The organism is Serratia sp. CY43202, from assembly GCF_052168755.1.
Lineage (GTDB): Bacteria > Pseudomonadota > Gammaproteobacteria > Enterobacterales > Enterobacteriaceae > Serratia > Serratia bockelmannii.
The window spans coordinates 160,695-186,137 of the sequence record NZ_JBJNMB010000007.1; the positions used below are offsets into that span (position 1 = coordinate 160,695).

Annotated in this window: 28 protein-coding genes; 16 read left to right on the plus strand and 12 right to left on the minus strand. The window is 61.2% G+C overall.

What is annotated here, in order from left to right:
• Positions 1–41: 41 nt before the first annotated feature.
• On the minus strand, positions 42–1,607 hold the full coding sequence (gene lsrK / locus ACJ8J5_RS16110; RefSeq protein WP_169540391.1) for an autoinducer-2 kinase: 1,566 nt from the start codon (positions 1,605–1,607) through the stop codon (positions 42–44).
• Between the two features lie 193 nt (positions 1,608–1,800).
• Here lsrK and lsrG point away from each other — a divergent pair, with 193 nt between their 5' ends.
• The 3 genes from lsrG to ACJ8J5_RS16125 all read left to right on the plus strand — a co-directional run bounded on the left by lsrG (position 1,801) and on the right by ACJ8J5_RS16125 (position 3,761).
• Positions 1,801–2,094 carry a (4S)-4-hydroxy-5-phosphonooxypentane-2,3-dione isomerase gene (lsrG, locus tag ACJ8J5_RS16115; RefSeq protein ID WP_033642299.1) on the plus strand — a complete coding sequence of 98 codons (294 nt, stop codon included), beginning with the start codon at positions 1,801–1,803 and terminating at the stop codon, positions 2,092–2,094.
• A gap of 87 nt (positions 2,095–2,181) precedes the next feature.
• Positions 2,182–3,087 (plus strand): EamA family transporter, encoded by a 906-nt coding sequence (locus ACJ8J5_RS16120; protein WP_414104885.1) that lies wholly within the window; start codon positions 2,182–2,184, stop codon positions 3,085–3,087.
• Between the two features lie 83 nt (positions 3,088–3,170).
• The gene (locus ACJ8J5_RS16125) at positions 3,171–3,761 is read left to right on the plus strand and encodes a LysE family translocator (protein ID WP_197835410.1); all 591 of its coding nucleotides are present in this window, start codon (positions 3,171–3,173) and stop codon (positions 3,759–3,761) included.
• On the opposite strand, the gene ACJ8J5_RS16130 is transcribed toward ACJ8J5_RS16125, so the two are convergent.
• Positions 3,737–4,564: an AraC family transcriptional regulator gene (locus ACJ8J5_RS16130; RefSeq protein WP_060432659.1), complete on the minus strand. Its 828-nt coding sequence runs from the start codon at positions 4,562–4,564 to the stop codon at positions 3,737–3,739. The two genes, ACJ8J5_RS16125 and ACJ8J5_RS16130, sit on opposite strands and share 25 nt — an antisense overlap.
• 69 nt (positions 4,565–4,633) lie before the next feature.
• Between ACJ8J5_RS16130 and ACJ8J5_RS16135 the strand changes: the two genes are divergently transcribed.
• Positions 4,634–4,852 carry a DUF7661 family protein gene (locus ACJ8J5_RS16135; protein WP_025301999.1) on the plus strand — a complete coding sequence of 73 codons (219 nt, stop codon included), beginning with the start codon at positions 4,634–4,636 and terminating at the stop codon, positions 4,850–4,852.
• A 9-nt stretch (positions 4,853–4,861) separates the two neighbouring features.
• Here ACJ8J5_RS16135 and ACJ8J5_RS16140 read toward each other — a convergent pair whose 3' ends face one another.
• Entirely contained in the window at positions 4,862–5,710 is an 849-nt protein-coding gene (locus ACJ8J5_RS16140) for a PA4780 family RIO1-like protein kinase (protein WP_025302000.1), read from the minus strand.
• A gap of 120 nt (positions 5,711–5,830) precedes the next feature.
• Positions 5,831–7,321: an alpha-amylase gene (gene amyA / locus ACJ8J5_RS16145; protein WP_197780724.1), complete on the minus strand. Its 1,491-nt coding sequence runs from the start codon at positions 7,319–7,321 to the stop codon at positions 5,831–5,833.
• Positions 7,322–7,821: 500 nt separating this feature from the next.
• Between amyA and ACJ8J5_RS16150 the strand changes: the two genes are divergently transcribed.
• Positions 7,822–8,727: a bifunctional helix-turn-helix transcriptional regulator/GNAT family N-acetyltransferase gene (locus ACJ8J5_RS16150; RefSeq protein WP_173889053.1), complete on the plus strand. Its 906-nt coding sequence runs from the start codon at positions 7,822–7,824 to the stop codon at positions 8,725–8,727.
• A gap of 84 nt (positions 8,728–8,811) precedes the next feature.
• A complete protein-coding gene (locus ACJ8J5_RS16155; protein WP_414104883.1) occupies positions 8,812–10,110 on the plus strand; it encodes an SLC13 family permease in 1,299 nt (432 codons plus the stop codon).
• Here ACJ8J5_RS16155 and dapF read toward each other — a convergent pair.
• From dapF to bhsA (ACJ8J5_RS16170), 3 genes are all read right to left on the minus strand, one after another.
• Positions 10,085–10,960 carry a diaminopimelate epimerase gene (gene dapF / locus ACJ8J5_RS16160; RefSeq protein WP_060447585.1) on the minus strand — a complete coding sequence of 292 codons (876 nt, stop codon included), beginning with the start codon at positions 10,958–10,960 and terminating at the stop codon, positions 10,085–10,087. The genes ACJ8J5_RS16155 and dapF overlap by 26 nt on opposite strands.
• A 113-nt stretch (positions 10,961–11,073) precedes the next feature.
• The gene (gene bhsA, locus ACJ8J5_RS16165) at positions 11,074–11,331 is read right to left on the minus strand and encodes a multiple stress resistance protein BhsA (protein WP_099816741.1); all 258 of its coding nucleotides are present in this window, start codon (positions 11,329–11,331) and stop codon (positions 11,074–11,076) included.
• Between the two features lie 191 nt (positions 11,332–11,522).
• Positions 11,523–11,780, minus strand: a complete 258-nt coding sequence (gene bhsA / locus ACJ8J5_RS16170; protein WP_016928600.1) for a multiple stress resistance protein BhsA — start codon at positions 11,778–11,780, stop codon at positions 11,523–11,525.
• Positions 11,781–11,956: 176 nt separating this feature from the next.
• Between bhsA (ACJ8J5_RS16170) and ACJ8J5_RS16175 the strand changes: the two genes are divergently transcribed.
• Complete coding sequence (locus ACJ8J5_RS16175; RefSeq protein ID WP_049203879.1) at positions 11,957–12,601, plus strand: TetR/AcrR family transcriptional regulator; 645 nt, start codon at positions 11,957–11,959, stop codon at positions 12,599–12,601.
• A gap of 35 nt (positions 12,602–12,636) precedes the next feature.
• Here ACJ8J5_RS16175 and ACJ8J5_RS16180 read toward each other — a convergent pair whose 3' ends face one another.
• The 4 genes from ACJ8J5_RS16180 to ACJ8J5_RS16195 form a co-directional block, all read right to left on the minus strand.
• Positions 12,637–13,455, minus strand: coding sequence for a MetQ/NlpA family ABC transporter substrate-binding protein (locus ACJ8J5_RS16180; protein ID WP_043136906.1), 819 nt, complete (start codon positions 13,453–13,455; stop codon positions 12,637–12,639).
• Positions 13,456–13,474: 19 nt separating this feature from the next.
• Positions 13,475–14,143, minus strand: coding sequence for a methionine ABC transporter permease (locus ACJ8J5_RS16185; protein WP_004939505.1), 669 nt, complete (start codon positions 14,141–14,143; stop codon positions 13,475–13,477).
• Complete coding sequence (locus ACJ8J5_RS16190; protein WP_025302007.1) at positions 14,136–15,161, minus strand: methionine ABC transporter ATP-binding protein; 1,026 nt, start codon at positions 15,159–15,161, stop codon at positions 14,136–14,138. The genes ACJ8J5_RS16185 and ACJ8J5_RS16190 overlap by 8 nt, the downstream gene beginning before the upstream one ends.
• Positions 15,162–15,423: 262 nt before the next feature.
• On the minus strand, positions 15,424–15,867 hold the full coding sequence (locus ACJ8J5_RS16195; protein ID WP_016928596.1) for an acetyltransferase: 444 nt from the start codon (positions 15,865–15,867) through the stop codon (positions 15,424–15,426).
• Positions 15,868–16,109: 242 nt separating this feature from the next.
• Between ACJ8J5_RS16195 and ACJ8J5_RS16200 the strand changes: the two genes are divergently transcribed.
• The 3 genes from ACJ8J5_RS16200 to ACJ8J5_RS16210 all read left to right on the plus strand — a co-directional run bounded on the left by ACJ8J5_RS16200 (position 16,110) and on the right by ACJ8J5_RS16210 (position 18,802).
• Positions 16,110–16,982, plus strand: a complete 873-nt coding sequence (locus ACJ8J5_RS16200) for an oxygenase MpaB family protein (protein WP_197835501.1) — start codon at positions 16,110–16,112, stop codon at positions 16,980–16,982.
• Between the two features lie 163 nt (positions 16,983–17,145).
• Complete coding sequence (locus tag ACJ8J5_RS16205) at positions 17,146–18,249, plus strand: suppressor of fused domain protein (protein ID WP_049203883.1); 1,104 nt, start codon at positions 17,146–17,148, stop codon at positions 18,247–18,249.
• 25 nt (positions 18,250–18,274) lie between these two features.
• Positions 18,275–18,802 carry a cysteine hydrolase family protein gene (locus ACJ8J5_RS16210; protein WP_060432667.1) on the plus strand — a complete coding sequence of 176 codons (528 nt, stop codon included), beginning with the start codon at positions 18,275–18,277 and terminating at the stop codon, positions 18,800–18,802.
• A gap of 32 nt (positions 18,803–18,834) precedes the next feature.
• On the opposite strand, the gene ACJ8J5_RS16215 is transcribed toward ACJ8J5_RS16210, so the two are convergent.
• Entirely contained in the window at positions 18,835–19,710 is an 876-nt protein-coding gene (locus ACJ8J5_RS16215) for an NAD(P)-dependent oxidoreductase (protein ID WP_025302011.1), read from the minus strand.
• Positions 19,711–20,000: 290 nt separating this feature from the next.
• Between ACJ8J5_RS16215 and trpS the strand changes: the two genes are divergently transcribed.
• The 6 genes from trpS to ACJ8J5_RS16245 all read left to right on the plus strand — a co-directional run bounded on the left by trpS (position 20,001) and on the right by ACJ8J5_RS16245 (position 25,351).
• The gene (gene trpS, locus ACJ8J5_RS16220) at positions 20,001–21,008 is read left to right on the plus strand and encodes a tryptophan--tRNA ligase (RefSeq protein ID WP_173888965.1); all 1,008 of its coding nucleotides are present in this window, start codon (positions 20,001–20,003) and stop codon (positions 21,006–21,008) included.
• Between the two features lie 117 nt (positions 21,009–21,125).
• Positions 21,126–21,959 carry a phosphonate ABC transporter ATP-binding protein gene (phnC, locus tag ACJ8J5_RS16225; RefSeq protein ID WP_173888967.1) on the plus strand — a complete coding sequence of 278 codons (834 nt, stop codon included), beginning with the start codon at positions 21,126–21,128 and terminating at the stop codon, positions 21,957–21,959.
• A gap of 47 nt (positions 21,960–22,006) precedes the next feature.
• Positions 22,007–22,939 carry a phosphonate ABC transporter substrate-binding protein gene (gene phnD / locus ACJ8J5_RS16230; RefSeq protein ID WP_025302014.1) on the plus strand — a complete coding sequence of 311 codons (933 nt, stop codon included), beginning with the start codon at positions 22,007–22,009 and terminating at the stop codon, positions 22,937–22,939.
• A 78-nt stretch (positions 22,940–23,017) separates the two neighbouring features.
• On the plus strand, positions 23,018–23,881 hold the full coding sequence (phnE, locus tag ACJ8J5_RS16235) for a phosphonate ABC transporter, permease protein PhnE (RefSeq protein WP_021503954.1): 864 nt from the start codon (positions 23,018–23,020) through the stop codon (positions 23,879–23,881).
• Positions 23,878–24,777: a phosphonate ABC transporter, permease protein PhnE gene (phnE, locus tag ACJ8J5_RS16240; RefSeq protein ID WP_173888970.1), complete on the plus strand. Its 900-nt coding sequence runs from the start codon at positions 23,878–23,880 to the stop codon at positions 24,775–24,777. Before phnE (ACJ8J5_RS16235) ends, phnE (ACJ8J5_RS16240) begins: the two co-directional genes overlap by 4 nt.
• A gap of 109 nt (positions 24,778–24,886) precedes the next feature.
• Positions 24,887–25,351, plus strand: coding sequence for a DUF1456 family protein (locus tag ACJ8J5_RS16245; protein ID WP_004939471.1), 465 nt, complete (start codon positions 24,887–24,889; stop codon positions 25,349–25,351).
• Positions 25,352–25,443: the final 92 nt, after the last annotated feature.

Genomic DNA, 25,443 nt, shown 5'->3' on the forward strand with positions numbered 1-25,443 from the left:
AATAAAACGGCATAAGGTTATGACCGAATGCCGCGTGGCGCTTATAGCCCCGGCGCTTTCCACAGCGAGGTGGTCAGGCCGTTGTCCACCAGCGTCAGCTGATCGGCGTAGACCCGCCGCCAGGTTTCTTTCTGTTCCTGATACAGCGCGTGGTGGGTCATGTCCGGCTGATGCTCGCGCTCCCAGCGCACCAATCGCTCGCCGGTTTCGGCCAGCGACTCGTATAACCCGGCGCCGACGCCGGCGGCGATCGCGCAGCCCAGCGCGGTGGCCTCTTTCACCACCGGTACCCGCACCGTCAGCCCGGTGACGTCGCTGAGGATCTGACTCCACAGTTTGCCCTTGGCACCGCCGCCGGCGAACACCAGCGAGCGCGCCTGCACGCCGGAGAAGGCGGCGATCTGCTCCAGATTGCAGGCGGAGACGATGGCGGCATTCTCCTCCAGCGCGCGGAACAGCGTCTGTTTGTTGCAGCGCTCCGGATCGATAGACATGTTGATGAACGACGGCGCCGCGTGATACCAGGTTTTGAAATGCATGGCGTCGGAAAAGATGGGCATCACGCCGTAGGCGCCCGGCGGCACTCTGGCCGCCATCTCTTCCAGCAGGCTATAGGCATCGACGCCCAGCCGCTCCGCCAGCAGTTTCTCTTCGGCGCAGAACGCGTCGCGGAACCAGCGCATGGTCAGGCCGGTAAAGAAGCTGATGGATTCTGCCTGCGCCATGCCGGGAATGACGTGAGGGTTGATGCGGATGTTCATCTCCGGATCGATGGCCGGCTCCGGCAGGTTGACGATTTGCTGCCAGAAGGTGCCGCCGAGCACCGCCGTCTGCCCGGCGCGCACGATGCCAAGCCCCAGGCTGCCGAGCTGCACGTCGCCGCCGCCCATCACCACCGGGGTGCCGCGCAGCAGCCCGCTTTCCTGCGCCGCCTGTTCGGTGACGCACCCCAGCACGCTGCCGGTCTCTTTCACCGGCGACAGAATATCGGCGCGCAGCCCGGCCATATCGAGCAGCGCCGGCCGCCAGTCACGGCTGCTCAGATCCAGCATGCCGGTGGTGCCGGCGTTGGAAGGATCGACCGCCAGCTCGCCGCTCAGCATGTTGGCCAGCCAGTCGCTGATCATGGTCAGCGTCGCCGCCTGGCGATAGATGTCCGGGCGGTGGTGCGCCAGCCATAGCAGGCGCGGCATGGCGCTCAGCGCCAGCGTCTGGCCGGAGTATTGATACACCTCGCGTTCGAAGCCGTGGTTGTGCAGCTCTTTCAGTTCACTGACCTCATGGCTGGCGCGCGCATCGACGTTGGCACAGGCCCAGATCGGCACGCCGTTGCGATCGTACAGAACGATGCCTTCGCGCATCGAGCAGCAGGCCACCGCGCGGATCGCCTGAGCGCTCAATCCAGCGCGTTGCATTGCCTGGCGGATGCACTGGCAGGCCAGCTGCCAGTTGCGGGTGAGGTCAAACTCCATTGAGCCGGGTACGCCCGGCACCGCCAGGTGTTGCCACTCCGCCTGGCCGTGCGCGATCTGGTTACCCGCCAAATCGAAGATCACGGCGCGAATGCTGCCTGTTCCTGCATCCAGCGCCATCAAGTAGTTATCCATAGCCTATGCTCTCAGGGGGAGGAGTGTTAACTATAGATGCCGTCGTCTTCCCTCGCCGGGGGTGGGGTGGGCATCGCCGGTGCGATTTGTGAGCCAGGCGGCAAAATTGCCGTTGCGGCAGGGCAATCGACGGGAATGAACCTATGGTTGGAAAGCGCCATGCTACGGCGCGCCGTTCAAACAAGGAGCTGTCATGCACGTCACATTGGTAGAGATCAACGTTAAACAGGACAAAATCGACGAATTTATCGACGTTTTCCGCGCCAATCATCTGGGGGCGATCGAAGAGCCGGGCAACCTGCGCTTCGACGTGCTGCAGGATGAGCATATTCCGACGCGGTTTTACATCTACGAAGCCTATCGCGACGAGCAGGCGGTGGCGGCGCACAAGCAGACCCCGCACTACCTGCAGTGCGTAGAGAAGCTGGAGGCGCTGATGACCGGCCCGCGCAAGAAAACCACCTTTATCGGTCTGATGCCGGAATAAGCGCCGGCGTTTGCCGGTGTCCATGTCCCCGGTTTGGTTGTAATCTGCAAGGTAAAGCGAATTTTCAATGGGATAAGCGGGGCGAGGATGACATTGCGCGATCGGCTGTTGGCGCTGTTGGTGGTGGTGATCTGGGGTGTGAATTTCGTCGTCATCAAGTTCGGTTTACAGGGCATGCCCCCGTTTCTGCTGGCTGGGATGCGCTTTTTGCTGGTGGCGTTGCCGGCGATCTTCTTTATTCCGCGCCCGACGATCCCGTGGAAATGGCTGTTGCTGTACGGCATGACCATGAGCTTCGCGCAGTTCGCGTTTTTGTTCGTCGCCATCAAGGTGGGCATGCCGGCGGGGCTGGCCTCGCTGGTGCTGCAGGCGCAGGTGTTCTTCACCCTGCTGTTGGGTGTCGTCCTGATGGGCGAAAAGCTGCGCGTCAACCATTTCGTCGGCATTGCTATCGCCAGCGGCGGCATGCTGGTGCTGGCGCAGGCCAGCCTGCATAAGCCGGGCAGCGGCGCGGTCCCCCTGGCGGGCCTGCTGCTGACCCTGGCGGCGGCGTTTTCCTGGGCGCTGGGCAACCTGACCAACAAGAAGATCCTGGCCGGTTTCCCGCAGCGCAACATTTTGTCGCTGGTGGTGTGGAGCGCGCCGATCCCGGTCGTGCCGTTCCTGGTCTGCAGCTGGCTGTTCGACGGCCCGCAGGTGGTGCTCGCCAGCCTGAGCCATGTGCAGGTCGGCACCTGGCTGGCGATTGCCTATCTGGCGTTCGCCGCCACGCTGTTCGGTTATTCTGTGTGGGGCAGCCTGCTGGGGCGCTACGAAACCTGGCGCGTCGCGCCGTTGACGCTGCTGGTACCGTTGGTCGGGCTGTTCGCCGCCTGGCTGCTGCTGGACGAAGCGCTGTCGCCGGCGCAGTTCGGCGGCGCATTGCTGGTGCTGACCGGCATGGCGGTCAACACCTTTGGGCTGCCGCGCCGCCGGGCCGTCGCCGTGCGCTAAATTGAACAGGGCAATTCTGTTCAATACGTTGTCGGCGCGGCCCGGCACTCTGGCACCTGTGAATATTTTCTCAGGTGCCCATCATGAATATCTACATTTCCATGGCCGCGTTTGCGCTGGCGGCCTCCATCACCCCCGGCCCGGTCAACATCGTCGCATTGAGCGCCGGGGCGCAATTCGGCTTTGGCGCGACCCAGCGTCACGTATTCGGCGCCACGCTGGGGTTTACCCTGTTGCTGTTACTGCTGGGATTGGGCATGCACCAGCTGCTGATCCTGTGGCCGGCGCTGACCCGCTTGATTCAGTGGGCCGGCGTGGCCTTCCTGCTGTTTATGGCCTACCGGCTGGCGTTTGACGACGGCAGGCTGGGCAACGGCGCGGCGCAGGCGCCTTCCTGTTGGTACGGCGCGCTGATGCAATGGCTGAATCCCAAGGCATGGTTGGCGTCGGTGGCCAGCCTCGGCGCTTTTGTCGGCGACGGCGACATCCGGCTGCTGTGGCAATTCGCCGGGCTCTACTTCGTGATTTGCTATGTCTCGGTGGCCTGCTGGGCCTATGTCGGCGCGATGCTGCGCGGCCTCCTCAGGCAGGCGCGCAACGTGCGGCGTTTCAACCGCGCGATGGCGCTGCTGTTGGCGGTCAGCGCCTGCTATCTGCTGGCGGAAGGTTTTTGATACTGGCCGGGCGTGGCGGCCAGCAGCTGTTTGAAGGTGCGTTGAAAGTGCGCCTGATCGGCAAAGCCGCTTTCGCTGGCGGCCGCGGCGATCGGCAGGCCGCTTTTCAATAGCCGATGGCCGTGCTGCACGCGGCGATTGACCAGATAAGCGTGCGGCGTCATGCCGTAACGCTGGCGGAAGGCGCGGATCAGGTAAGAGGGCGAGAGCGCGGCGGCGCGGCAAATATCGTCCAGCGTCAGCGGCCGGGTGCAGTGCGCGTCGATAAACGCCGCCGCCGCTTCCAGTCGGGCATGCGGCGGTGTCTCCGGCTGGCGGCCGCTGCCCAGCCCGAGCTGCAGGGCGCTGAAATACTCCACCATGGCGATCTGTTTTTCCAGCGCGCTGCACAGCGGATCCGTCAGCAGCGCATAAAGCCGATTCAGGCCGTGGAACAGCACCGGATCGCGGCTGTGCGGCTGGCTGAAGGGAACAAAACGCTCGCCTTCGCCCCCGAGCAGCTCCTGCTGCAGCGCGCCGATCCAGGCGAGATCGAGATAGAACATGATGTATGACCAACGGCGGTCGGCGATCGGATTACAGGCATGCGCCTGCTGCGGGTTGATGACAACCAGATCGCCGGCGCTAACCTGCATGCGCCGCTCGCCGTTGACATAGGTGCTGACGCCGCCGGTGATGGCACCGATGGAAAAGAATTCGTGGCTGTGCAGGCTGTAACACGCCTGGCGGCCATCCGCGATGGCGCGGGCTTCGACGAACGGCAACTGCGGATCGCGCCAGAACTGCGGCGTTTTTTCACTCATACGCTTTCCTTTTCACTGCGGTGGCATCACAGTGTTATAGCCTGAAAGCGACGAGAGGGGGAATGGCGGATGATGATTTTTAACGTGTTCGGCCGTCTGCTGGGCGTGAAGCGCATCGGGGATGAGTGGCGGCTGTTCCGCGTGACGCTGCCGGAGCGCAAGTATGCCCCCAGCCACGATATCGTGCTGCCGGCCGATCTGCGCGAAGAGGAGATCGCCGGCTATCTGGGGGATATTTATCACGAGGCCGCGACGCCGCAGCGGCCGGACGTGTTTCGCGTCGAATAGCGCGGCGCGTTACTCTTCCGCGTTGCGCGCCATGATGCGGCGCTGGTGTTCCTCGCTGGCGGCCTGGATCTCTTCCAGCACCGAGCCGACATCGGCGCGCTTCTGGATTTCGCTGAACCGGCCGCTGAGGGCGCTGTCCGGCGTCAGATTGCCTTCCTGATACAGCGCCCAAATCTCTTTGGCGTATTGGCTGTCGCGCAGTTCCGGCGCGAATTGGCCATAATATTCCGCCAAATTGTTGATATCGCGCTCGAACATGCTTTTGGCGTGGTTGTTGGCGGCGGCGTCCACCACCTGCGGCAGATCGATGATCACCGGCCCGTCTTTATCCATCAGCACATTGAATTCCGACAGATCGCCGTGCACCAGCCCGGCGCACAGCATGCGCACCGCGTAGTTCATCATCAGGGCGTGATCGGCCCGCGCCTGTTCCGGCGTCAGGATGACATCGCTCAGGCGCGGCGCCACCAGACCTTCTTCGTCGGTAATTAGCTCCATCAGCAGCACGCCGTCCAGGCAGATATCCGGCTGCGGCACCCGCACCCCGGCCTTGGCCAGCAGATACAGCGCGTCCACTTCGGTGTTTTGCCAGGCTTCTTCCTGCTGCTGGCGGCCGAATTTGGAGCCTTTGCTCATGGCGCGCGCGTCGCGGCTGTTGCGCACCTTGCGCCCTTCCTGATAGTGAACGGCCTGCTTGAAGTTGCGCTTCTCGGCCTCTTTGTACACTTTGGCGCAGCGGATCTCATCGCCGCAGCGCACGATAAACACGTCGGCTTCTTTGCCGCTTTTCAACCGGCGGATGACGTCGTCGATTAACCCGTCATCTACCAGCGGCTGGAGTCGTTTTGGAATTTTCATGCAGCCTTGTACCCTATTTAGGCTCCGGTGTGAATGGCTTGCGCAGTTGATAGCGTAAGTTAGACCCGAAAGGCAAACATTAGTTTTGCCGCCGCGGCATCATTGCACGGCGGCGGGCGTTCACAGGCTGCCTGTCGGCACCCAGACGCTGACGCTGCCGGCGTTGACCGGGAAATGGGCGCTGCCCTGGTCGTCGGTGGTGATTTCCTCCTGGCGGTTACCGAGGAAATCGCGCCAGGCGGTGTGCGCCAAATCGGCGCCCAGCGCGACCGTCTTGCCGCTCTCGCCGCCGTTGGTCAGCACCACCACGCAGCCGGGGGCCTCGGCGGTGCCGGCGCGGCTGAAGGCCACGCAGTGGCTGTCATCGAAGTAGTCGGTTTGCGGGCCGTTGGCGAAGCGCTGGCGGGCGGCGATCAGCTTCTCCAGCTCCGGGATCGCCGGCATGTCAATCTGGTACTCGCCGCCGTCGCGCCCCTTGTCGCGGTAGCTGGCGCCATACAGGTCGGGGTAAAACACGCAGGGCACGCCCTGTTCGCGCAGCAGGATCAGCGCGTAGGCCAGCGGTTTGAACCAGGGTTCCACCGGCGCCTCCAGCGATTGCAGCGGCTGGGTATCGTGGTTGGCGACCAGCGTCACCGCGTGGGCCGGATCGGCGGCGGTCAGGGTATCGGTGAAGATCTGTGCCATGTCGAAGCCGTCGCCCTGTTTCGACGCCTGATGAAACTTCAGGTGCAGCGCTACGTCGAACAGCATCACCTTGCCGTCCACCAACTCGATGTATTGTTGCAGCGCGCCGAGATCGTGCGACCAGTATTCGGCAACGATAAACAGGTCGCGCTGCGCGCTGTCGCGCACGTGATCCGCCCACTCTTTGAAAAACCAGGCGGGGATGTGTTTGGCGGCGTCGAGGCGGAAGCCGTCGCACGGCAGCGTGTCCAGCAGCCAGCGCGCCCAGTATTTGAGCTCCTCCGTCACGGCGGTATTGCGGAACTCCACGTCGGCGCCCATCAGATAGTCATAGTTGCCTTTCTCGTCGTCGACCTGATCGTTCCAGCCGTCGTCGCCGTAGTCGTTGGCGATTTTAAACACCCCTTTGTCGTCCGGCTGCTCAACGTAATCGACGCCGCTGAAGCATTTGTAATCCCAGATAAACTCGGAATGCACGCCCTGGCGGCCGGGAAAGGTGAAGCGGGTGTAGGCCAGCGCGTCGAAGCCCTGGTCGTTGATGTCGTTGCGGTTGTTGGCGTCCACCTTGAACACGTGTACCCGTTCTTTTTCGTCCGCGCCGAGCTTGTGGTTGAACACCACGTCGTAGATCACCCCCACGCCGTGTTCGCGCAGCGTAGTGGCGGCATGTTCCAGCGCCGCCTTGTCGCCGTATTTGGTGGCCACGCTGCCTTTCTGGTCAAATTCGCCCAGATCGAACAGATCGTAGGTGTCGTAGCCGACGGAGTAGCCGCCGGAAGCGCCCTTGCAGGCGGGGGGCAGCCACAGATCGGTGATGCCCAGTTCGGCAAGGTGCGGGGCGCGCTCGGCGGCCTCCTGCCACAGTTTGCCGCCGTCGGGGTAGTACCAGTGGAAGAATTGCAACAGGGTGGTTTTTTTCGTCATGAGCCAGCGTCCCGGTTAGCCAGAAGGAAAGGAGCAGTTAAAGCATGGGCTACTTTTGGCAAAAGGGACAATGGCGTAGGGGGGCGCGCGAAGGCAGGCGTAAATATGTAACCGATATTGACGGGATAGCGATTAAGTTGCTGCTATCAAGTTTTCACGTTTTAGTTTTTATTAACTATTTTTCAAATAGATATTTGCTTTATTTTTTGTTATGTCAAATTTTGATGTTTTTACTCTCATTTTCATTGGTTTTTTATTTTAATTTTAAATATTAATTTGTATTTAAGTTTTTAAAATAATCAATTAAATGGTTTTAAATTCTGGTTAATGAAATGTTTTGACATATTCAGATGCCCCGTTGGTTATTCATTCGCAATTGTTTATGCGTTATCGTTATGTTCTAAATTAGGTAACACTATCAACCAATAATCCATCCAACGCAGCGTGAAGGTGGAAGGACAGGGGAGCATAACGCCGTGAACATCAGGGATTTCAGAGCATTGGCGCGCAGTTTGGTCAGAGAATTCGGCATGTTGAACAAGCAGAGCAACGGCTCGCGCTTTTCGCCGCTGCAGATCCATCTGATGATCGAAGTCAGCGAGCAGCCGCTGGGCGTCACCGAGCTGGCGGCCCGGCTTTGCATCGACAAGGCCAGCGCCAGCCGGGCGCTGCGCAGCCTGGTGGCCGCCGGCGTGATAGAAACGGTGGATCATCCGGATGACAAGCGGCACAACCTGCATCGGCTGAGTAAAAAGGGCGGCAAGGCGCTGGCCGGCATCGAGAGCGACGCCGACGGTTTTATGCAGGCGGCGCTGGCGCAGTTGGACGACGATGAGCTGGCGAGCACCACTGCGGCGATGAAAAAGATGACCGCGGCGCTGCGCAGCGCGCGCAAGCAGCGCGACGCCAACCTGCGGGTGCGGCCGATCGCCGCGCGCGACGATGCGGCGATGGCGGCGATCATTCGCGACGTGTTTCGCGAGTACGGCATGGACAAGATGGAAGGGGTCAGCCTGCACGATCCGGATCTCGATCGGCTGACCGGCCTGTATCACGACAACGGCGGCCGCTACTGGGTGCTGGAGCGGGACGGGCAGGTGGTGGGGGGCGTCGGCATGGCGCCGCTGGCCGGCGAAGAGCCCGGCTATTGCGAACTGCAAAAACTGTTCTTCAAACCCGGTGTGCGTGGGTTGGGCATGGCACGCTATATGGTGGTGCAGGCGCTGAAGGCGGCGCGGGAGGCAGGGTATCGCTATTGCTATCTGGAAACCACCGAACAGTTGAAAGAGGCGATTGGGCTGTATTACGCGCTGGGTTTCACGCTGTTGACGGAACGGCGCGGCAATACCGGCCACCATGGCTGTAATGTGTGCATGCTGAAAAATCTGCAGAACGACGATATGTGAGCGGTTTCAAGGTTAACGCCCGCGCCTTGTGTCACCCTGTTAACCGTTTGATAACAATCACAACGTTTTATCAGGGAGGAAACTATGTTGGGGGATCCCATGGCGCTGTCCGCGCTGGTCACGCTGGTGGTCATCGCGCTATGGGCCAGCGCCCGCTTGCCGGAGTATTTGGTCGCGCTGCTGTTCTTTGCGGCGGTGATGGTATTGCAGCTGGCGCCCGCTGCGGTGACCTTTTCCGGTTTCGCGTCCTCCGCATTCTGGCTGGTGCTCAGCGGTTTCGTGTTGGGCAGCGCCATCCGCAGCACCGGCTTGGCGGATCGCCTGGCCAACCGCCTCTTGCCGCATCTGGCCGGTTCCTGGCCGCGCCTGGTGGGCGGCGTGGTGGCGATAAGCTACGCGTTGGCGTTTGTCATGCCCTCGAACATGGGGCGGATTACGCTGCTGATGCCGATCGTCATGGCGTTGGCCGATCGCGCAGGTCTGGCGGAAGGCTCGCGCGGCCGCATCGGTTTGGCGCTGGCGGTGGGGTTCGGCACCTTCCAGCTCTCCGCCAGCATTTTGCCGGCCAACGTGCCCAACCTGGTGATGAGCGGCGCGGCGGAAAGCGCCTACGGCAGCCACTTCGCCTATCTCTCTTATCTGCTGTTGCATGCCCCGGTGCTCGGGGTGGCCAAAGGCGCATTGTTGACGTTGTGCATCTGCGGCCTGTTCCGGGCGCGGCCGCAACCGGTGGTGGCCGAGGCGGGGCAAACGCCGCTCAGTGCCGCCGAGTGGCGACTGATCGCGCTGTTGGGCATGACGGTGTTGCTGTGGATGACCGACAGCTGGCACGGCATCGCCCCGGCCTGGATAGGGTTGGCAGCGGCCTGCGTCTGCCTGCTGCCGCGCATCGGTTTTCTCAACGGCGAACAGTTCGCCGCCGGCGTTAACGTGCGCACCTGCATTTACGTGGCGGGGATCCTGGGGCTGACCGCATTGGTCAGCCACTCGGGTCTCGGCGATCGGCTGGGCGGCGCGCTGCTGGCGATGATGCCGGATCTGCATGGCAAACCGTTCGCTGCGTTCGGTTCGCTGGTGGGGATCACCGCGTTGCTGAATTTCGTGGTGACCGCCAACGGCGTGCCGGCGCTGTTTACTCCGCTGGCGCAGGCGTTGTCCGCGGGCAGCGGCCTGCCGCTGCTGACGGTGCTGATGACCCAGGTGATCGGTTACGCCACGCCGCTGTTGCCGTATCAGGCTTCGCCGATCGTGGTGGCGATGGGGATGGGCAAAGTGCCGGCGCGTGAAGGGTTGAAGCTGTGCCTGCTGTTGGCTGCGCTCAGCTTCGCACTGCTGGTGCCGTTGGACTATCTGTGGTTCAGGCTGCTGGGGTGGATCCCGTAAACAGCCCCGCGCCGCCGGCAAAGCAGTCTTCGTCCAGCGTCAGGGTGGCGATTTTATGCACCGGCCCGCGCATGCTGACCTGAAAATCGCCGCTGAAGGCGATCTGCAGTTCGCCGCCCGGCATCCGCACGCTAACCCGATCGCCGACTCGTCCCAACTTGCGCATCACGCTGGCGGCGGCGCAGCTGCTGCTGCCGGAGGCAAGGGTAAAGCCGGCGCCGCGCTCCCAGATGCCGATGCGCAGCGTCTGGCGATCGACCACTTCCACCAGTTGTACATTGGTGCGTTTCGGGAACAGCGGATGGCGCTCAATCTGCGGTCCGAGCCGATGCACCTGCGCCAGATCCAGTTTTTCCACCGGCACCACGCAGTGCGGGTTGCCCATCGACACCAGCGAAACGCTTAACGTCTCCTCCTTCAGGGGCAGCGGATAGTTCAGCGCCTCCGGCAGATCGATCAAGGCCGGCAGCGCCGCCGGGCTGAAATTGGCGCGCCCCATCTCCACGGCTATCTGATGCGCGTCTTCCGCCACCTGGCAACGCACGTCGCCGCCGGCGGTGTGCACCAGAAACGGCTGATGCACTACGCGCTCGCTGTCAAACAGATAGCGCGCGTAGATACGCAGGCCGTTGCCGCTTTTCTCCGCTTCGGAGCCGTCCGGGTTGATGATGCGCAGGGTGGGATTGACGGCGTCACCGCTGTCGATCAGCAGGCCGTCGGAACCAATGCCGTAATGCGGGTGGCACAACAGGCGGATCTGTTCCTGGCTCAGACGATCGGCGACCGAACGGTGGCAGACCAGGTAGTCGTTGCCCAGGCCGTGATATTTGTGAAACAGCAGGGGAGTCATGGCGTTGCTCGGCTCAGCAAGAAAAGGTGGCTACAGCTTACAACAGAACGTTGGCGTCAAAACAAACAAAAGGCGGCCTGAGCCGCCCTTTTGCACGATTGCCTATCTGGCCATTAATTGTAGATGATCGCGGTGCCGTGCAGTTTGTTGTCACCGGTGGTGGCGATGATCTGGAAGGATTTGGCGCCCGCCGCGTCGGCTTTGGCCGCCAGTTTGTTTTCCAGGCTGCTCAGATCGGACGCACCGCTGACGGTGACGACGCCGGCTTTTTGCAGATTGGCAGGTTGGGCGTTCACCAGGTCGGCGGCGAAGCTGCCGAAGGAGACGGAAGCCAGTGCGATGGCTGCGATGGTCATTTTCAGGTTTTTCATGGTCTTATTTCCTATCTTTGTTCTTTACGATGTTTGTTTTGTAAGGTCGTTAAATTGATTAACGATCGATAATTTAATGTTAGATGCCGGTTTGACGGATTGCAAGTATTTTTTTAATGCTCGTTAATTAATTTTTTTACGCCCTGGCGTTGTGAGCAAAAGGACAGGCAATCAGTTGGCTTAATGCTTTGTTATTGATAGATTTCTGCGGTACCATGCAGCTGGTTGTTACCGCCGGCGCCGATGATGCGGAAGGATTTTGCACCGGCCTGATCGGCTTTGGCGGCCAGGCTGTTTTCCAGCGAGGTCAGATCGGATGCGCCGCTGACGGTGATAACGCCCACTTTCTGCTGGTCTGCCGGTTGGTTCTGGACTAAATCGGCGGCGAAGCTGCCGAAGGAAACGCTGGCCAGAGTGAGAGCTGCTAAGGTTAATTTTAAGTTTTTCATGATGTTAATTCCTTTCCGATAACGGTCAATAGAGGGTTTTAATCTGCTTCGTTAAATTATCTTAACGATCGATAACTAAATGCTAATCGGTTCTCGACGAGCGCGCAATATTTTTTTATAATGATCGTTAAGTTATTTGTGCTAAGCCTGCCGTGGAGCGGGATAGGAGAGGAACGATGAGCATCAATGAAGCGGTCTGCGGCAAGAAAAGCCGTGGCAGACCAAAACAATTTGATCGCGACCGGGCGCTGGAAAGCGCGCTCGATCTGTTCTGGCGGCACGGTTATGAAGCCACCTCGCTGGCCGATCTGGTGGAAGTGACCGGCGCCAAGGCGCCGACGCTGTATGCGGAATTCGGCAACAAGGAAGGGATGTTCCGCGCGGCGGTGGAACGCTATCTGCAAAAATACACCACCTGCACCAACCAGCTGTTGGAACAGGATGTGCCGGTGGCCGAGATCGTCGAGGCCTACGTGCGCTCTTCCGTCGAAGTGTTTACCGACCCCGATACGCCGTCAGGCTGTTTTATGGTGTGCGCCTCCGCGGCACTGTCGTCTGCTTCCGACGACGTCGCCCAGATGCTGCGCAAAAAACATCATGCCCAGGAAGCGGCGCTGAAAGTCTGCTTCGATCGCAAGGTGCAGCAGGGCGAATTGTTGGCGAAAACCGATACCGCGCTGCTGGCGAAATACGTCATTTGCACCATTGAAGGCATGTCGGTGCAGGCGCGAGAAGGGGCAAGCCGGAGCGAGCTGTTGCGGTTGCTGGAGGCGCTGATGCTGGTGTGGCCGCGGCTCAGCCAGATTGGCAATAAGGTGTAACAACAGGCCCGGTTTTCACCGGGCCGTATAACCTACTACTGATTGACCGGGATCACCGCGCCCTGGTATTTCTCGCGGATAAAGTCCTGAATCGGCTTGGAGTGCAGCACCTTCACCAGCGCCACGATCTCCGGCTTGTTCACGTCGGCTTTGTGCACGGTGATGATGTTGGCGTACGGGTTGTTTTCGCCGCTTTCGACCGCGATCGGATCCTTGGTCGGATTCAGCCCGGCGTCGATGGCGTAGTTGGCGTTGATCACCACCGCGTCACCTTCGTTGTTGTTGTACATCTGCGGCAGCAGCGCGCCTTCAACGTTCGCCTGGAACTTCAGGTGTTTCGGGTTTTCCACCACGTCGGTGATGCGCGCGTCCACCTTGCTCACCCCTGGCTTCAGCTTGATCACGCCTTGCTGCTCAAAAATTGACAGGATGCGGCCTTCTTCCGCCACCGCGTCGCGCATGATGATTTTGCCGTTTTCCGGCAGATCTTTCAGGCTCTTGTACTTCTTCGAGTAGATGCCGATAGGCTCAATATGGATCGCGCCGGCGCTGACGAAGTCGTAGCTCTTGTCGTCGGCGTGGTCTTTCAGCACCGAGTTCAGGTAAGGCACGTGCTGGAAGTAGTTGGCGTCGATGTCGTGGCTGGCCAAGGCGGTGTTCGGCAGAATGTAATCCTGGAAGCGCTTGATCTGCAGATCGATGCCTTCCTTCGCCAGTATCGGTTTGGCCTGTTCGAGGATCTCGGCGTGCGGCACGTTGGAGGCGCCGACCACCAGCTTGGTCGCCGCGGCGGCGCCGTAAGAGGCGAGGGTGGCGACAGAGGCGAAAGCCAACATCAGTAAGTGCTTTTTCATCATCGTTTTCCTTGGTTAATTAACGTTTATCGAGCGTTCTTGTCAGGGTGTCGCCAATGAACTGAATGACGAAAACGATCAGCAGGATCGTCAGCGTCGCCACCAGCGTCACGTCACTGTGGTTGCGTTGGAAGCCTTCCAGATAGGCTAGGTTGCCCAGGCCGCCGGCGCCGATCACCCCGGCCATCGCGGTGTAGCTCACCAGCGCGATCAGGGTAACGGTGATGCCGGAAACCAGCGCCGGCGAGCTCTCCGGCAGCAAGACGCGGAAAATCAGGGTGCGGTTTTTGGCGCCCATCGAGCGCGCCGCTTCGATTACCCCTTTGTCGACCTCGCGCAGCGCGATCTCCACCAACCGGGCGTAGAACGGCGCGGCGCCGACGATCAGCGCCGGCAGGGCGGCGTCCGCACCGAGAATGGTGCCGATCAGCGACTTGGTGAACGGGATCAGCAGCACGATCAGAATGATGAACGGAATGGAGCGGAAGACGTTGACCAGTACGGAGATCAGCGAGTAGACCGCCCGGTTCTGCAGCAACTGGCCCTTCGAGGTTAAAAACAGCAGCACGCCGAGCACGATGCCCAGCACCAGCGTGGCCAAACCGGCGATGCCGGTCATGTACAGTGTTTCCCAGGTGGCGTCCCACAGTTGGTCCAGGCGCAGGTGGGGGAACAGGGATTCAATCATGTTGGATAACCTCGACGGCGATATCTCTTTCGTGCAGCAGGCTGAGCATGTCGGCGACTTGTTGTTCGTTGCCTTCGGCGTGAATGTACAGTTCGCCGAACGAACCGTTGAGGGTGTGGCTGATCTTGCCGTGCAGAATGTTGACGGTCAGGGCGTAGCGCCGGATCACTTCGGAGATCACCGCCTGATGGGTTTGCACGCCCACGAAGGTCAGCTTGAAAATCGCCCCCGGCAGATGAGCGGTGAGCAGTGGATTGAAGCTCTCTTCCGTGTCCGCATACTGCGACACCTGTTTGACGAATTGCCGGGTGATCGGCTGTTGTGGCCGGGTGAACACGTCAAGCACCGGGCCTTCTTCGACGATGCGGCCGTTTTCCATTACCGCCACGCGGTGGCAGATTTTGCGCACCACGTGCATCTCGTGGGTGATCAGCACGATGGTCAATTTCAGCTGGCGATTGATGTCCAGCAGCAGGTCGAGAATGGCGTCGGTGGTTTGCGGATCGAGCGCCGAGGTGGCTTCGTCGCACAGCAGCACGCTCGGGTTATTGGCCAGCGCGCGGGCGATGCCGACGCGCTGTTTCTGGCCGCCGCTGAGCTGCGACGGATAGGCGTTTTCGCGCCCCTGCAGGCCGACCAGCGCGATCAGTTCCGCCACGCGCGGCGCAATCTGCGCCTTGGGCACGCCGGCGATCTGCATGGAAAAAGCGATATTCTGGCTGACGGTGCGCGACCACAGCAGGTTGAAGTGCTGGAACACCATGCTGATTTTCAGGCGTGCCTGGCGCAGATGGCTGCCTTTGGCGCGGGCAATATCGAAACCGCCCACGTCAATGCGGCCGCTGGTGGGCGTTTCCAGGCCGTTGAGCAGGCGGATCAGCGTGCTTTTGCCCGCGCCGCTGTAGCCGATGATGCCGTAAATTTGCCCGGCGTCCACCGCCAGACTGACGTCGTCTACCGCCACTACGCGGCCCTGTGCGCTGTCAAAAGTTTTGCAAACGTTCGAAAGAACGATCATAACGAAGCGGATCCTTATCGATACATCACAGCATTCCGTCCGGAGCGCGTTGCGCCGGACAGGGATCGTTCGGCTTTTCAGCGGGGCACAACCCGGCGGGAAGTGGCGGACGGAACCTCTGTTGCGGGTGAATACCGGGCAATCCTACCGAGGGTTGATAGTGACAGGAAGAATGTAAAATCTATTACTTATTCTGATTTGATATATTAAACGGCGGGCGCCATGGGGGGAGAAAACCGGCCGCTGGGCGGCCGGTGGAGGGCTAGCGTTTTTCCAGCTTCATGTGCAGCAGCGGGAACGGGTTGCCCTGGCCGTCGAGCGGCGAGCGGCCGGTGATGACAAAACCGTAGTGACGGTAGAAGCCGCTGGCCTGCGGATTTTGCTCGTTCACGTCCAGCTGCAGCTCATCGTGCAGCGTTTCCGCGTGGGTCAGCAGCGCTTTGCCCACCCCTTTGCCGCGCTGATCGGCGTCGATAAACAGCATCTCCACCTTGTTGCCGTTCAGACCGATAAAGCCGCAGGGATGCCCCGGCCGCTCTTCGGCCACCCAAACGTTGACCGCCGGCAGGTAATCGTTCAGCACCAGCGGGAACAGCTGTGCGATGTTGTCTTCGGTTAAAAAGTGGTGAGTGGCGCGCACCGAACGCAGCCAGATATCTGCCAATTGCGCGTTGTCTTCCGCCGCGCGTGCTCTGATGGTAATCATCGAACTCTCTGCTATCTAAGTTGAAGGAAAAGAAACTAGATAGAGGTTTTGTGGGGTTAGTGCCGAATTAACGTGGGTTAACGCCCTGCAAAGCGCCTCTGCAGTGGATCGAATAGGCCCGCCTGGTTGCAAGCGGTATAACAACTGTAATTCAGTAAGTTAATGCTTTCAACCGCCGCAGGGCGCAATGAGGCGCTCGCCGCGTGATACACTGGCCGCTGAATGAGCAAGAGGGCGGCAGGATGGAAGCGGTACGCGCAGCGATAGAAAAACAGGTGCTCAGCCTGACCGGGTTGGCGCTCGGCGGCGTCGATTTTGAGAATCCGCCCGGCGATCCGGGGCTGTTCGGCCCGCAGTCGGTCATCTGGCAGGTACACCGTGATTTCACCCCGATGCTGTGCGGCGGCGTCAGCGCCTTGCTGTTGCAAATGCTGCACCCGTTGGCGCTGGCCGGCGTATGGGATCACTCCAACTTCCGCGACGATATGATTGGCCGCCTGCGCCGCACCAGCCAGTTCGTGTCGGTTACCACCTTCGGCCCGACCGCCGAGGCGGAGCGGCTGATCGCCAAAGTCAAAGCCATCCACCTGCGGGTGACCGGCGTCGGCAGCGACGGCGCGCCCTATGCCGCCAGCGATCCGGCGCTGCTGACCTGGGTGCACGTGGCGGAGAGCAGCCGTTTTCTGGCCAGCCACCTGCGCTACCGCAACCCGCATCTTTCCCGCGATTTGCAGGATCAATACTACCGCGAAGCGGCGCGCGTGGCCGCCGCGCTGGGGGCGACAGCTGTCCCTCAGTCCTGCGCGGAGGTAGACGACTATCTGCAGGCGATGCGGCCGCAGCTGGTCTGTGACGAACGCACCCAAGAGGTGGCGCGCATTCTGCTGAAGGCGCCGGCGCCGAGCGCGTTGGCGCGCCCGCTCGGCGGGGTGGTGATGCAGGCGGGCATCGATCTGTTGCCCGATTGGGCGCAGCGGCAGTTCGGCTTTCATCCGGGCGCGTTGCGGCGGCGGTTGGTGCGAACGGGGGCTGCAGGCCTCGGCAAAGTGCTGGGCGCGTCGATGCGCAACGGTTCCTATCAGCGCGCGGTGCGGCGCATCACTCAGCCGTCATGAGCCGCAGCCGCTATAATTAACCTTTGTTTATCTTCGTTTACGGCCGTTTTTGAGACTTTTACGGGTGATCCGGCCAGTAATGCGTTTTACACTTGAGGGCAAAGCCACATTCCATTTTTTGCGCGCAGCCGATTCTGCCGCGCCCTGACCCTATTGAGGTGATATGAACGAGTCATACGTACTTGCTGAAGTCAGCAATGAGAACCAGACGCTGGTCGCGGTGGTTCAGCAAGATCACCGGGCAGCCTATTTTTACATCTATCCCGCCGAAGCCTACAGCGATCGCTATCAGGTGCGCGCCTGCTGGCTGCGCAATCTGGCCGCCGCGCCGCTGCAGGAAGACCGCGCCGCGCTTGAGCAGGGGCAGCCGCCGATGCTGGCGGCGGAATTTTGCCGCAACCTGGAAGGGGAAGCGCCGCTGAACCCGGAAGGGCTGATGGTGGTGTGGAGCGAAAGCGACGACGGCGCGGCCCTGTGGTATTACGGCCAACTGCTGGCGGTGATCCCCGGATGGAGCCTGTATATCGACCATTCGGTGTGCTATTCGGCCAGCTGCATCAAGGAGAGCCCGTTGGCCTATCCGCTCGGTTCGGCCTCGACCAACACGCAATATGCGCAGGCGGAAAGCACCCGCCAGTTTTGGCGCAGCTGGCAGCGTGAAGAGGGCAATCCGTGGCCGAAGATGCAGCGCGATTTTCAGGCGCGCTATGAGCCGCATTTCGGCCCTTCGGTAAAATACTACGCCATCGATCAGGGCAAGTGGCCGCCGATGGCCATCACTCAGCACGAGCGCGACGGCATCTATTACTTCCTCACCATGGGCGTCAGCATTCGGCCGATGCCGTGGGTGGAGATCCTGTTCAACGATGAGGCTTCGCGCTATCGCCGCATGGAGATGGCGATCGCCATCGACAGCCAATACATGACCGAAGACAACGCGGTGCAGATGGCCAGCGCGCTGGCCGGTTTCGCGCACGCGCCTTGGGCGCGGCTGACCTGGATCGGCGAAGGGCATACGCTGGAGTCGGACGTGGCGCCGCTGGGCTACGAGGGCTATATTTTATCGTCGTCCTTCTACCCGCATAGCGCGCACTTGACTCTGCCGCAGCAGTACGGCGATCCGGTGAACCTGTTTTGGGCCAGCCCGGTGTTTACCGCCGAGCGCCAGCTGGCGCACGCCACGCCGAACGGCGGGCACGATCTGGTGAACCGGTTGCGTGAGCAGGGCGTCGATCATATTTTCCGCCCGCGCCAGCCGGTGTGCTGACGCGGCTTAATCTTCGGGAGCCGCCATGACCACCGCGCTGTTGATTATCGATGTGCAGGAAGGATTGTTTACGCCGCCGCCGGCGGATGCCGCGGGCACCGTTGCGCGCATCAACCAACTGAGCGAGCGCGCCCGCCGGGCGGGCGTGCCGGTTGTCGTCATTCAGCACCATACGCCGGACGACGAACTGCCGCACGGCAGCGCCGCCTGGCAAGTGCTTGCGGCGCTGAAGGTGGCGCCAGGCGACCATCGGGTGGATAAAACCACGCCGGACTCGTTCCTGCGCACTTCGCTTGGCGCGTTGCTGATCGCCAACGGCGTATCGCAGTTGGTGGTTTGCGGTTACTCCACGCCGTTTTGCATCGATACCACGGTGCGCAGCGCCGCGGCGCACGGCTATCCGGTGACGCTGGCGGCGGATGCCCACACCTGCCACGACAAATCCTATGCCGACGGCCTGCTGATCCGTACCCACCATAACGAGACGCTGTCGAATATCGACAGCTTCGGCGTGCCGATCCGCGCCGTGCCCGCAGCGGACATCGTGTTCTGAGAACGGAAAACGGGGGCCAGCGCCCCCGTTCGTTATTTCAGGCCCGCCCGCCGCGCCGCCACCTTGGCCAGCGCGGCCCAGTCCAGATCCGCATCCCCTTGCGCCATCGCGTCGAGGAAGTTGTCCTTCAGCACTCCGGCGAACGGCATCGGCGTATGGCTGTCGGCGCCGGCGGCCAGCGCCAGCCCGACGTCCTTCAGCCCCAGCGCCAGCCGGAATCCGGCGGGTGAATACTTCTCGGCGGCGATCAGCGCACCATAGCCCTGGTAAGCCGGGGCGGCGAAGACGGTGCTGCTCAGCATCTGCAGGTAGTCGGCGCCGGAAACGCCGTAGTTGCGCACCAGCGCGCTGCCTTCCGCCATCGCTTCAATGGCGCTGGCCAGCGTAAAGTTGGTGGCGATTTTGACCACGTTGGCCTGCGCCGGGTCGGCGCCGAAGTGCCAGGTTTTCTGGCCGAGGGCATCGAACAGCGGTTGCGCTTGCTTCAGCCGTTCGCTATCGCCGGCTGCCAGAATATTCAGCTTGCCGGCGGCGGCCACGTCGATCCGCCCCAGCACCGGTGCGGCGAGATAGCCGATGCCGTGTTCCGCATGCAGCGTCGTCAGGCGTTTGGCTAGCTCGACCGAGATGGTCGCCATATTGATATGCAGCGCGCCCGGTTTCATCCGCTGCAGCAATCCGCTGTCCACCACCACCTGTTGCGTGGCGGCATCGTCGGCCAGCATGGTGATCAGCACGTCGGCATCGGCCAACTGTTCTGGCCGTTCGGCCTGCCGCGCGCCGGCGTTTACCAGCGGCTGCGCCGCCTGCGGCGAGCGGTTCCATACCGTCAACGCGAAGCCCGCCTGCACCAGGTTAGTTGCCATGGCGCTGCCCATCCCACCCAGTCCGGCAAATCCGATCTTCATCATGCGCTCCTTTTTCAGGTTGAAGGTTTTACCCTAGCGCGCCGGGCCAGGAACGCAAATGCCGGAGTGTAACGCCTTCTTACGCGCCGGCGGCGGGCTATTGACGCATTGCCGCTGCGGGTATACCTTGATGGCATGAATATATCGATGCACTCCACCCACAATCAGTCATGGTGGCGCCTCTTCTGAGGCGGCACGAGTATTCACATCTCTTTTTAATGCCGCCGGTTTGGCGGCATTATCTTTTGTGGCGTTGATCCGGCGGTCTACAGACCTTCAGGAGCACTGTCATGAGCTACACCATTCTTACCGGCGATCGCGCTACCGGCCCACTGCATTTAGGTCACTTTGTCGGCTCGCTGCGCCAACGCGTCGAACTGCAGCACCAGCATAACCAAACGGTGATGGTGGCGGATCTGCAGGGCCTGACCGACAACGGCAACAACCCGCAAAAAATCAGCGCCAACGTGCTCAACGTCGTGGCCGACTATCTGGCGGTCGGCATCGATCCGCACAAGACCACGATCTGCCTGCAGTCGGCGCTGCCGGCGTTGGCCGAGCTGACGATGTACTACCTCAATCTGGTCAGCGTGGCGCGGCTGGAACGCAACCCGACGGTGAAAAACGAAATCGCCGAGAAGGATTTCGCCCGCAGCCTGCCGGCCGGTTTTCTGATCTATCCGGTCAGCCAGGCGGCGGACATCACCGCCTTCGGCGCCACCCACGTGCCGGTCGGCGAGGATCAGCTGCCGATGCTGGAGCAAACCAACGAGATCGTGCGGCGCTTCAACCACATCGTTGGCCAACCGATATTAACGGAGTGTCAGCCGCTGTTGAGCAACGTCGGGCGTCTGCCGGGGCTGGACGGGCAGGGCAAGATGTCGAAATCGCGCGGCAACGCCATCCCGCTTGGCGCCGGCGCCGACGAGGTTCACAAGGCGGTGATGAGCATGTTCACCGATCCTGGCCATCTCAACGTCAGCGATCCCGGCCGGGTGGAGGGCAACATGGTGTTCACCTATCTGGACGCCTTCTGCGAAGACGCCGCACTGGTGGCGGAGCTGAAGGCGCACTATCGGCGCGGCGGGTTGGGGGACGTGAAAATCAAACGGCTGCTGGAGGATTGCCTGCAGAGCCTGCTCGAGCCGATCCGCACCCGCCGCGCCGAATTCATTGCCGATAAAGGCGAGCTGACGCGCATCCTGCAGCACGGCACCCGCCGCGCGCATCAGGTCAGCCAGCAGACGCTGCAGCAGGTCAAGACGGCGCTGGGGCTGGACTTCTTTAGCCTGGAATGATGCGCACGCCGGGGCGGCACGCGTCACGCCCCGGCCATAAAACGATCATCCCACTGTCATAAACTTATCCGTTAATAGGTGCCCATAATGATTAGCCACTGAAACCAGAGAAATCATATGGCTCAGGCACTGTTAAAATTGGCACAGCAGGACTTTCCAGGGCAGCACGCCGCCGCATCCCGCAAAGTATTATCGGTAAAGGGACTCGGCAAGGCCTACAAAGCGCAGCAGCGCGTGCTGGATGATATCAATTTCGATCTGCACGCCGGCGAATTCGTGGCGGTGATCGGCCGCTCCGGCGCGGGCAAGTCCACGCTGCTGCATACCCTCAACGGCACCATTCCTTCCAGCTGCGGCGAGATGCTGCACTTCGAAGACGATGGCGTGGCGCAGGATATCGCCCAGCTTGCCGGCCGCCAGATGCGCCAATGGCGCGCGCGCTGCGGCATGATCTTCCAGGACTTCTGCCTGGTGCCGCGGCTGGACGTGATGACCAACGTGCTGCTGGGGCGCCTGAGCCACACCTCCACCCTGAAATCCTTCTTCAAACTGTTCGATGACGCCGACCGCGCTCGCGCCATCGAGCTGTTGCAGTGGCTCAACATGCTGCCGCACGCGCTGCAGCGCGCCGAGCACCTCTCCGGCGGCCAGATGCAGCGCGTCGCCATCTGCCGCGCGCTGATGCAAAACCCGCAAATCCTGCTGGCCGATGAGCCGGTCGCGTCGCTCGATCCGAAAAACACCCGCCGCATCATGGACGCGCTGCAGAAAATCAGCGAAGACGGCATCGCGGTGATGGTGAACCTGCACTCGGTCGAACTGGTGAAAGAGTATTGCTCGCGGGTGATCGGCATCGCCCACGGGAAGATCGTGTTTGACGGGCATCCTTCGCAACTGAACGAAAGGATCCTGCACCAGCTGTATGGCGAAGAAGCCAATCAGATCCATTGAAGCACTTTTGACCTTTACCCTTTACCTTTACACACAAGGCACACCTAATGAAAAAAGTATTGAGTCTGACCACCCTGATGGCCGGCGCGATGATGGTATTTAATGCTGCCGCAGCGGATGCGCCGAAAGAGCTGAACCTGGGCATTCTCGGCGGCCAGAACGCCACCCAGCAGATCGGCGATAACCAGTGCGTGAAGCAGTTCCTGGACAAGGAACTGAATGTCGATACCAAGCTGCGCAACTCGTCCGACTATTCCGGCGTGATCCAGGGCCTGCTGGGCGGCAAGATTGACCTGGTGCTGAGCATGTCGCCGTCATCGTTCGCTTCGGTCTACATCAAGGATCCGAAAGCGGTGGACATCGTCGGCATCGCGGTCGACGACGTCGACCAGTCGCGCGGCTACCACTCGGTGGTGGTGGTGAAGGCCGGCAGCCCGTACCAGAAACTGGAAGATCTGAAGGGCAAGGCCATCGGCTTCGCCGATCCGGATTCCACCTCCGGCTTCCTGATCCCGAATCAGGCGTTTAAAAAGCTGTTCGGCGGCACGGTCGACAACAAATACAACAACACCTTCTCCAGCGTCACCTTCTCCGGCGGCCACGAGCAGGATATCCTTGGCGTGCTGAACGGCCAGTTCGAAGGCGCGGTGACCTGGGCGTCGATGATCGGCGACTACAACACCGGCTACACCAGCGGCGCGTTCACCCGCATGATCCGCATGGATCACCCGGACCTGATGAAACAGATCCGCATCATCTGGCAGTCGCCGCTGATCCCGAACGGCCCGATCCTGGTGAGCAACTCGCTGCCGGCCGACTTCAAAGCCAAAGTGGTCACCGCCATCAAGAAGCTGGATAAAGACGATCACCAGTGCTTTATCAAAGCGATGGGCGGCAAACAGCACATCGGCGACACCACCCTGGCGGAATACCAGACCATCATCGATATGAAGCGCGAGCTGACCAAAGGCGACCGTTAATTCCCGGCTGCCTCGGCCGTCCGAATGAAGGGGTTCAGCGTGCTGAACCCCTTGTTCCATCAAGATGGAAGACCTGCTTTGAATACCGATTTCGCACACTATTACCAACGGATCCGCAGCAAGCAAAAACGCGAAGCGCTGCTGTGGTCGCTCGGGCTGGTGGTGCTGTACCTGGGCGCCGGCAACCTCGCCGAGTTCAACCTGCACACCGTCTGGGTGTCTATTCCGCACTTCTTCGACTACCTGGCCGAAACCGTGCCGACGCTGCACTGGCACCTGCTGTTCGCCGATGGGCGCACCGAAGGTTCGCTGGCCTATTGGGGTTACCGCCTGAACATCCAGCTGCCGCTGATCTGGGAGACCCTGCAGCTGGCGCTGGCGGCGACCATTTTTTCGGTGCTGGTGGCGACCGTGCTGGCGTTTCTGGCGGCCGGCAATACCTATACCCCGGCCTCGGTGCGGCTGGCAATCCGCACGCTGGTGGCGTTCTTGCGCACCATGCCGGAGCTGGCGTGGGCGGTGATGTTCGTGATGGCGTTCGGCATCGGCGCCATTCCCGGCTTCCTGGCGCTGGCGCTGCACACCATCGGCAGCCTGACCAAGCTGTTCTACGAATCGATCGAAACCGCCTCCAACAAGCCGGTGCGCGGGCTGGCGGCCTGCGGCGCCACGCCGCTGCAGCGCATGCGCTTTGGCCTGTGGCCGCAGGTGAAGCCGGTGTTTCTCTCCTACAGCTTCATGCGGCTGGAGATCAACTTTCGTCAGTCGACCATTTTGGGGCTGGTGGGGGCGGGCGGCATCGGCCAGGAGCTGATGACCAACATTAAACTCGACCGTTACGATCAGGTCAGCATGACGCTGCTGCTGATCATCGTGGTGGTTTCCGTGCTCGACTACGTGTCGGGCGAGCTGCGCAAGCGTGTGGTGGAGGGGGCAAAATGATAGCGGGCACTCCGGCATCGGCGGAAACGCTGCGCCAGTTGAAACAGCAGCATCCGGCGATCTTCGCGCAGCAGGGGCGCTACCTGCGCACCGTCGGCCTGATCGCGCTGGCGATCGTGCTGTACTATGTGTTCTTCTTCCTGGTCTTCGGCATTAGCTGGCCGCAGTTTATCAACGGCTGCCAGCAGCTGGGGCGCTATTTCCTGCGCATGTTCGTCTGGCACGACTTCGCCAATTGGCCGTTCATGTACTACTTCCAGCAGATCGGCATCACCATCGCCATTGTGTTCGCCGGCACCATCACCGCGTCGTTGATCGCGCTGCCGCTGTCGTTCTTCGCCGCGCGCAACGTGATGTCGACGCCGCTGCTGCGGCCGATCTCCGTGCTGGTGCGCCGCTTGCTGGACGTGCTGCGCGGCATCGACATGGCGATCTGGGGGCTGATCTTCGTGCGCGCCGTCGGCATGGGGCCGCTGGCCGGGGTGTTGGCTATCGTGATGCAGGACGTCGGGCTGCTGGGCAAACTGTACGCCGAAGGCCATGAGGCGGTGGACAAGTCCCCCAGCCGCGGCCTGACGGCGGTGGGCGCCAACGGGTTGCAGAAGCACCGCTACGGCATTTTCACCCAGTCGTTCCCCACCTTCCTGGCACTCAGCCTGTACCAGATCGAATCCAACACCCGCTCTGCGGCGGTGCTGGGCTTTGTCGGCGCCGGCGGCATCGGCCTGGTGTACGCGGAGAACATGCGGCTGTGGAACTGGGACGTAGTGATGTTCATCACCCTGATCCTGGTGGTGGTGGTGATGATCATGGACAAGGTCTCGTCGGTGCTGCGCAACAAGTACATCATCGGCGAAGACATCCCGCTGTATCAGCAAAAAAGCCAAATCGATTGAGAAACCCCTTGCCGATCCCTATACTGCCGCACATTCAAGGTGTGTGGCAGTCATTTCGTTTCGCAATGTGCGCACGTCCCCGTTAGATAAGTAAAGGCAATGCAATCCCATGATGAACAACGACGTGCTGCGCAGCGTGCGCTATATGCTGAGCATTAACAACGCCAAAATGGTCGAGATTATCAAACTGGACGATTTCGAGGTGGCGGTGTCGGCGATGGACGCTTACGTGATCAAAGAAGGCGAGCCGGGCTACGAGAAGTGCCCTGACGAAGTGATGGCGCACTTCCTCAACGGCCTGGTGTTCTTCAAGCGCGGCAAGGACGACAAGTTCCCGGCGCCGGCGGTTGAACTGCCGATCACCAATAACCTGGTGCTGAAAAAGCTGCGCGTGGCGTTCGAGCTGAAAGACACCGACATGCACCAGATCTTCACCGCGGTGGACTTCCGCATCTCCAAGCCGGAGCTGAGCGCGCTGTTCCGCAAAGAGGGCACCAAGAACTACCGCCCGTGCGGCGATCAGATGCTGCGCTACTTCCTCAAAGGGCTGGCGCAGCGCGTTCGTGGCGAGTAACGCGCAGCGTTCACCGAACATCAGGCGCAATCGCAAGGTTGCGCCTTTTTTATTGCCGCTCTCCCGCTCGCCGTTGTTGTACTGGCCCTCAG

Coding starts and splice junctions, on each gene's coding strand:
- lsrK (WP_169540391.1), bottom strand. CDS start 1,607: ATGGATAACTACTTGATGGCGCTGGATGCAGGAACAGGCAGCATTCGC.
- lsrG (WP_033642299.1), top strand. CDS start 1,801: ATGCACGTCACATTGGTAGAGATCAACGTTAAACAGGACAAAATCGAC.
- ACJ8J5_RS16120 (WP_414104885.1), top strand. CDS start 2,182: ATGACATTGCGCGATCGGCTGTTGGCGCTGTTGGTGGTGGTGATCTGG.
- ACJ8J5_RS16125 (WP_197835410.1), top strand. CDS start 3,171: ATGAATATCTACATTTCCATGGCCGCGTTTGCGCTGGCGGCCTCCATC.
- ACJ8J5_RS16130 (WP_060432659.1), bottom strand. CDS start 4,564: ATGAGTGAAAAAACGCCGCAGTTCTGGCGCGATCCGCAGTTGCCGTTC.
- ACJ8J5_RS16135 (WP_025301999.1), top strand. CDS start 4,634: ATGATGATTTTTAACGTGTTCGGCCGTCTGCTGGGCGTGAAGCGCATC.
- ACJ8J5_RS16140 (WP_025302000.1), bottom strand. CDS start 5,710: ATGAAAATTCCAAAACGACTCCAGCCGCTGGTAGATGACGGGTTAATC.
- amyA (WP_197780724.1), bottom strand. CDS start 7,321: ATGACGAAAAAAACCACCCTGTTGCAATTCTTCCACTGGTACTACCCC.
- ACJ8J5_RS16155 (WP_414104883.1), top strand. CDS start 8,812: ATGTTGGGGGATCCCATGGCGCTGTCCGCGCTGGTCACGCTGGTGGTC.
- dapF (WP_060447585.1), bottom strand. CDS start 10,960: ATGACTCCCCTGCTGTTTCACAAATATCACGGCCTGGGCAACGACTAC.
- bhsA (WP_099816741.1), bottom strand. CDS start 11,331: ATGAAAAACCTGAAAATGACCATCGCAGCCATCGCACTGGCTTCCGTC.
- bhsA (WP_016928600.1), bottom strand. CDS start 11,780: ATGAAAAACTTAAAATTAACCTTAGCAGCTCTCACTCTGGCCAGCGTT.
- ACJ8J5_RS16175 (WP_049203879.1), top strand. CDS start 11,957: ATGAGCATCAATGAAGCGGTCTGCGGCAAGAAAAGCCGTGGCAGACCA.
- ACJ8J5_RS16180 (WP_043136906.1), bottom strand. CDS start 13,455: ATGAAAAAGCACTTACTGATGTTGGCTTTCGCCTCTGTCGCCACCCTC.
- ACJ8J5_RS16185 (WP_004939505.1), bottom strand. CDS start 14,143: ATGATTGAATCCCTGTTCCCCCACCTGCGCCTGGACCAACTGTGGGAC.
- ACJ8J5_RS16190 (WP_025302007.1), bottom strand. CDS start 15,161: ATGATCGTTCTTTCGAACGTTTGCAAAACTTTTGACAGCGCACAGGGC.
- ACJ8J5_RS16195 (WP_016928596.1), bottom strand. CDS start 15,867: ATGATTACCATCAGAGCACGCGCGGCGGAAGACAACGCGCAATTGGCA.
- ACJ8J5_RS16200 (WP_197835501.1), top strand. CDS start 16,110: ATGGAAGCGGTACGCGCAGCGATAGAAAAACAGGTGCTCAGCCTGACC.
- ACJ8J5_RS16205 (WP_049203883.1), top strand. CDS start 17,146: ATGAACGAGTCATACGTACTTGCTGAAGTCAGCAATGAGAACCAGACG.
- ACJ8J5_RS16210 (WP_060432667.1), top strand. CDS start 18,275: ATGACCACCGCGCTGTTGATTATCGATGTGCAGGAAGGATTGTTTACG.
- ACJ8J5_RS16215 (WP_025302011.1), bottom strand. CDS start 19,710: ATGAAGATCGGATTTGCCGGACTGGGTGGGATGGGCAGCGCCATGGCA.
- trpS (WP_173888965.1), top strand. CDS start 20,001: ATGAGCTACACCATTCTTACCGGCGATCGCGCTACCGGCCCACTGCAT.
- phnC (WP_173888967.1), top strand. CDS start 21,126: ATGGCTCAGGCACTGTTAAAATTGGCACAGCAGGACTTTCCAGGGCAG.
- phnD (WP_025302014.1), top strand. CDS start 22,007: ATGAAAAAAGTATTGAGTCTGACCACCCTGATGGCCGGCGCGATGATG.
- phnE (WP_173888970.1), top strand. CDS start 23,878: ATGATAGCGGGCACTCCGGCATCGGCGGAAACGCTGCGCCAGTTGAAA.
- ACJ8J5_RS16245 (WP_004939471.1), top strand. CDS start 24,887: ATGATGAACAACGACGTGCTGCGCAGCGTGCGCTATATGCTGAGCATT.